The 4,786-nt window shown below is 62.7% G+C and carries 6 protein-coding genes and 1 pseudogene; 5 read left to right on the top strand and 2 right to left on the bottom strand.

Annotation, left to right across the window (positions count from 1 at the left end):
* A pseudogene (locus tag ABFX36_RS19110) lies at positions 1-119 on the top strand (IS30 family transposase); the annotation flags it as partial.
* Entirely contained in the window at positions 116-796 is a 681-nt protein-coding gene (locus ABFX36_RS19105) for a DUF6119 family protein (RefSeq protein ID WP_428832071.1), read from the top strand. The pseudogene ABFX36_RS19110 and the gene ABFX36_RS19105, both read left to right, overlap by 4 nt.
* A 535-nt stretch (positions 797-1,331) precedes the next feature.
* On the opposite strand, the gene ABFX36_RS18775 is transcribed toward ABFX36_RS19105, so the two are convergent.
* A complete protein-coding gene (locus ABFX36_RS18775) occupies positions 1,332-2,024 on the bottom strand; it encodes a hypothetical protein (RefSeq protein ID WP_346077794.1) in 693 nt (230 codons plus the stop codon).
* Positions 2,025-2,129: 105 nt separating this feature from the next.
* Here ABFX36_RS18775 and ABFX36_RS18770 point away from each other — a divergent pair, with 105 nt between their 5' ends.
* Both ABFX36_RS18770 and ABFX36_RS18765 read left to right on the top strand, forming a co-directional pair.
* The gene (locus tag ABFX36_RS18770; protein WP_346077792.1) at positions 2,130-3,155 is read left to right on the top strand and encodes a hypothetical protein; all 1,026 of its coding nucleotides are present in this window, start codon (positions 2,130-2,132) and stop codon (positions 3,153-3,155) included.
* Between the two features lie 283 nt (positions 3,156-3,438).
* Positions 3,439-3,735 (top strand): hypothetical protein, encoded by a 297-nt coding sequence (locus tag ABFX36_RS18765; protein ID WP_346077790.1) that lies wholly within the window; start codon positions 3,439-3,441, stop codon positions 3,733-3,735.
* Positions 3,736-3,745: 10 nt separating this feature from the next.
* Here ABFX36_RS18765 and ABFX36_RS18760 read toward each other — a convergent pair whose 3' ends face one another.
* Entirely contained in the window at positions 3,746-4,036 is a 291-nt protein-coding gene (locus ABFX36_RS18760) for a hypothetical protein (RefSeq protein WP_346077788.1), read from the bottom strand.
* Positions 4,037-4,050: 14 nt separating this feature from the next.
* Here ABFX36_RS18760 and ABFX36_RS18755 point away from each other — a divergent pair, with 14 nt between their 5' ends.
* The gene (locus ABFX36_RS18755; protein WP_428832070.1) at positions 4,051-4,224 is read left to right on the top strand and encodes a DoxX family protein; all 174 of its coding nucleotides are present in this window, start codon (positions 4,051-4,053) and stop codon (positions 4,222-4,224) included.
* Positions 4,225-4,786 lie beyond the last annotated feature (562 nt).

Genomic DNA, 4,786 nt, shown 5'->3' with positions numbered 1-4,786 from the left:
TGTACCTCGAAGCGATCGCCCGCGAGCTCAACGAGCGGCCACGGCAGTGCCTGGGCTTCTACACTCCACGGGAAGTCTTCGAACGCCTACTGAAGGACAACGTTGCTTCCACGAGTTGACACCGCCCTCTCTCGAAGAATCCTCCGATCAGTTCCACCTGAGTGACGGTGCTTGGTACCGCGTCGACTCAAACTACTTAACAAAATTGCGGTCCGACCTCGACCCGCACTTTACGAATGCAGTCCTACCTGCCCGCAACGTACATTCTGAGTACGATTACAACGAAAAACAGCTGGTTCCACATTGGCCAGGATCCGTACTCCTGGATCGGTCCGATACAAGCCCATCAGGTCAGACTCAGGTTGAGCCGTGCGATGTCGCCAGGGTAGAGAATGAGCGACTCGTTCTCACCCACGTCAAGCTTGGCGTGAAAGCGGCTGATCTAAGTCACCTGTTTAGCCAGGGCGCAACGTCTGTAGAGCTACTGAACACCGCACCCGAATCCCGCGCGGTTCTGAGAGAACTCATCGAGCACCGCAACCCTGATTTCGATCTAGCCCCCCTTGAGCGCCAAGACTTCAAGATCGAATACGTTGTGGTAACGAAGAAGGTGCCGGACCTGAGGTCTGATGCACTTCCGCTCTTCTCACGCATCAGCCTCCGTCGAGCGTGCAGAGCCCTGGCAAGCATGAAGGCAGAAGTTTCCGTATATCTAGCTGGGGACATGTACATTACGCAAAAACGCGAGAGACCACGTAAGAATAAGTCTGACGATGTATCGAGCCAAGAGGACTAGTTGCCATTGGTCAACTTCGTACCGTCGATGTAGCGTGGCGCTCTGAAGCCCTTGTGCAGACTCCACCCCGATCCTCTATTCCTTAATCCGTAGAAATACGAGACCGAGAGGAGCGTAATCGCTGTCATCAGCGTTGCCCTTGACCCCCCGTTGCTCGACCGTGCCAGGGCGCTAACCGGCGCGCTGTCGGACCGCTCTGTGATCCCCTCCCCGCCGCCGGCTCCTCACCGCGAAGCAGCAGGACTCGATGATCAACGGCATCGCCGAACTCCGAAATATCCCCAGGCGTCGATGCGCCCGTGAATCACCCGTCGAGGCGACCTGACGAGCCATTGTCGGTCCTCGACCTCGCGCATCGTGCAGTCCCGATCAGCCCGCAGTGTCGCCCAGCACCGCAGCGGCCGGGCGTTGCCCCTCGACGTTGGTCGGGCCGCACGGCATCGTCATTCGCGAGGTGCTCATGGACGACGCGATGTCGCTGTTCCGGTTGCCGGGATCGACCTCGTTCCACCATGAATGATGCGGTGTGGAGTAGCTACTTGAAGTGGAACGTCCGATACGACGAACTCACGTTGAAGCGACGCCCTTCCTTGCGGCGCTGCAAGAAGCTGGCGATAGTGTCAACATCGGTCCCACGCATGCCCAGCGCGCGACATTTGGCGCGGACCTGATCAACGGTGATGGGGACCCAGCGTTCTGGCCGGTTCATCATGTCGGCTTTCAGCTTGTCCTCCTCGTTCCATTTGAGCCCTGAGGAGTAGCCGGCAGCCATGCCGGCGACGTACTCGAGGATTTCGTCCACCCCATTCGGCAGCGGCTCGAGACCCGCCCGATCATGCGATGACGGTTCGATCGCCTCCCCGGGAAGCAGCTGAACAGGGTTCAAGTCATCGATCCACTCGGCCGTCTCCTCAGTGCTCCACTCGATGACGGCGATCGCATCAGCCTCGACGTTCCACACGTGGTTCAGGTGTTCGCGGTCAGGCCACACATACAGCACCCGGTGACCGTCGAACTGCGCACCGTGGAATCCGCGCCAGACATCGTGGCGCACCTCCGGCCGAGCAATCAGCCGCTTCAGGATCGGGCTCTCTACGGCTCTCCGCGGCGTCACGACGATGACAGAGCCTCCGGGCTGCGCAAGCAACCACGTCACGGCGCGAACGCTCTGCGCCTCGCGCGAGTCCCCCTCACCAAGTCGCGAAATCGCAATCGATGCGTCAGACATGTGCGTTCTCCCTCGTCGACCGAATCGCTCTCACGGTAGCGAGGGCGTCCGACAACAAGCGCCAATCGCGCGCACTCGGCAACAGCAGCAAGGACACTGGGGTGTGTGAGCGACTTCTTCACCAGCTTCGGGCCATCACCGTTCAACCTCGACGTCGGCGACGCGCCGATCCCGCCACAGAAGGTGTCGGTCCGCACCCTCGGCCACGCGATCGAAGAAGCACTGATGTACTACACCCGCGTCGCACTCGAGACCGTCCTCGCCGATGAACTGGACCTCGACTGGCAGCAGGCGGAACCACCGACTACAGCGGAATCGAAGCGCACGCTCATCGCGGCATACATCACTGGGTGGGGCGTCCCTCAGATGGCGAGCCTCGCCCGCCGTATCGTGACCGAACTCGACATCCCCGACGTGTACCTCACCGAGCTGACCGGGCTCCTCGCCACCTACGACGCCGGCGGCGGAGTACACGGAGCCACGAAGTACCTCATCTTCGCCGCGAACGGACCCAAGCCGCAGATCGTGCTCCGGGACGCTATGAACAACGACATCGAGATCGTCGAGAACGCCGAGTACTGCCTAGTACTCGAAGACCCCATCCCAGCCGAAGGCCTCAGGTTCTCACGACTCGTCACGTGGTGGCGCGAACGGGAACAGCTCGCCGACGCCGTTACCGACCGCCAAGTCGCCCTCACTCTCCACGACCGCTTACGCGCCAGCCTCGAAAGCGATGCCGAGAGAGTCGTCTTCGATACCTACGCCACCCGATACAAGGAGTCCTTCGACATCCCGGCCCTGGTTCCACAGGTCTACCTCCACTACGACCCCTACCACCAGCGCGCGCGGCGCGCCTCTAGCGGCACGTCGCCGCTAACCCGCCAGCGGATGGACTTCCTCCTGCTGTTCAGCGACCGCCGCCGCGTGGTCATCGAAGTCGATGGCAAGCACCACTACGCACACAACGAGAAGGCCAGCCCAGAGCTCTACGCCAAGATGGTCGCCGAAGACCGCCGGCTGCGTCTGGCAGGCTACGAGGTCTACCGCTTCGGCGGAGCCGAACTATTCCGCGAGACCAGCAAGTCCATGGTCGGAGAGTTCTTCGAAGAGCTCTCAGCACGGATGTCCTAGCTGCGTTCAGCCCACTCGACGATCTCAATGACACACGAGGTCCTCCGCGGCGTCGACGAGTGGCACCTGCGGCCCGTGGCCTCACCGACGCTGAAGTGCGCGGGGCGACTGATCTGAATCGTGGAGTCCACGAGCCCGCGAAGCAGGACCACCTCACCGTCGCGGCGCAGTGGTTGACCTAAGCCAGCATGGACGTAGCCTTCGTCACCAGCTCCGGTCCAAGGCCAACACCCGACGGCTGCTTGACGGCTACGATTCTCGGAAACGAGAGGAGGGCTGAGACATGGACGACCACAACGTCACCCTGAACTCGATCACGCCGGAAGACTGGGCCAGCGTCATCACGAAGCGTCCGGGGATGTACCTCGGCGCAGTCTCATTCGAGCGGACCGTTGGCTTCGTCCGCGACCTCGAGCACCCGCTGATCATCCATTGCAATACCCAGGACGATGTCTCGGCCCTGCCGACGAGCAGGCACGCCGAGATGCTGGTCCGGGGCGACCTCGACGACGCCGAGGCGATCAAGAGGCTTGAGCCGTTGCTCGTCGAACTGTTCACCGCGCTCGAAGAGCTGCGCTGACCGACGAGGCCTACAGCTCCGCACGACGGCCGACGAGCACTTCGGCCGCGACCCGCATCCTCGCCGCCAGCGAGACGGGATCGTCATCAACGTGGATCTCAACGGTGCGCTCGTGGCCATCCGGCAGCGCTACCAGCACGGAGACAACCGGATTTCGGTAGTCGACGTCCTGAAGGACGGTGACCGTGCACGGATAGTCGGCCGGCAAAGCCAGGTGCTCGACGACAAGGATCGCGAGGTTCTTCGGATGGCGCTGGCCCTCGGGCAGGGAGTCCCACCGCAACGATGCTTCTTCGGTCACGTCGGCTCCTTTCCGTGTCGAGAGTATTCGGTGGTTATGCCGCCACAGGGCTGGTCCTCTTCTTCATCGGGGACGTCGCCGCGCACGCGCGGGCCCGGGTGCTGCACAACCTTGCCTTCCCCGCCCTGTACCTAGGGCTCGCGGCCGTCTCGACCGTGCACATGGTTCAGCTCGCGACAAGAACGTGACCCCCTCGGTCGCACTGCTTGCAACCGACCAGCGAAGCGAAGAGGAAGGGGTCTTGTGGGACCCGTCGTCGACACTTGATAGCGGGCGAAGTCAAGCCGCTATTCATCCTGGTTGGCAACCTCTCGGGCCAGCGGTTCGCCATAGACGAGCGTCGCGGTACACACCGTTGGCGCTCGTAGCCAAGAGCGAACCACTGTGCGTGCTTCGGCCCAACAGCCGCCACGCCGACCCCTGGGCCCGACAGCGCTACGCCGACGCCCGCGCCCGCGGGCAGCGACACCCGCACGCCCTGCGCACCCTCGGACAGTCCTGGCTGCGCATCATCTGGGCGTGCTGGCAACCCCAGACCCCCTACGACGCCCAACACCGAGCGACCCGAAACCAGCCGATCGCAGCGTACGGGTTGACTCAGGAATGTCATGCGTCCCTCGACTTGAAGCGCCCTGGGTTTCGTTCCGTGGTTACACGGTCGCGGGCGCGGTCGTCGTGGTGTGAGTGTAGGTCGCTTCGACGTTCGCCGGGGTGCGGTAGCCGAGAGCTTCGTGGAGCCGGGAGGTGTTC

Source organism: Gordonia cholesterolivorans, from assembly GCF_039531975.1.
Lineage (GTDB): Bacteria > Actinomycetota > Actinomycetes > Mycobacteriales > Mycobacteriaceae > Gordonia > Gordonia sihwensis.
The sequence above is the reverse complement of the archived record's forward strand: the minus strand, read 5'-3'. Positions and strand labels throughout refer to the sequence as shown.

Bases quoted from the DNA above. Each gene is read 5' to 3' on its own strand.
- ABFX36_RS18765 (WP_346077790.1), top strand. From the start codon at position 3,439: ATGGACGACCACAACGTCACCCTGAACTCGATCACGCCGGAAGACTGG.
- ABFX36_RS18775 (WP_346077794.1), bottom strand. From the start codon at position 2,024: ATGTCTGACGCATCGATTGCGATTTCGCGACTTGGTGAGGGGGACTCG.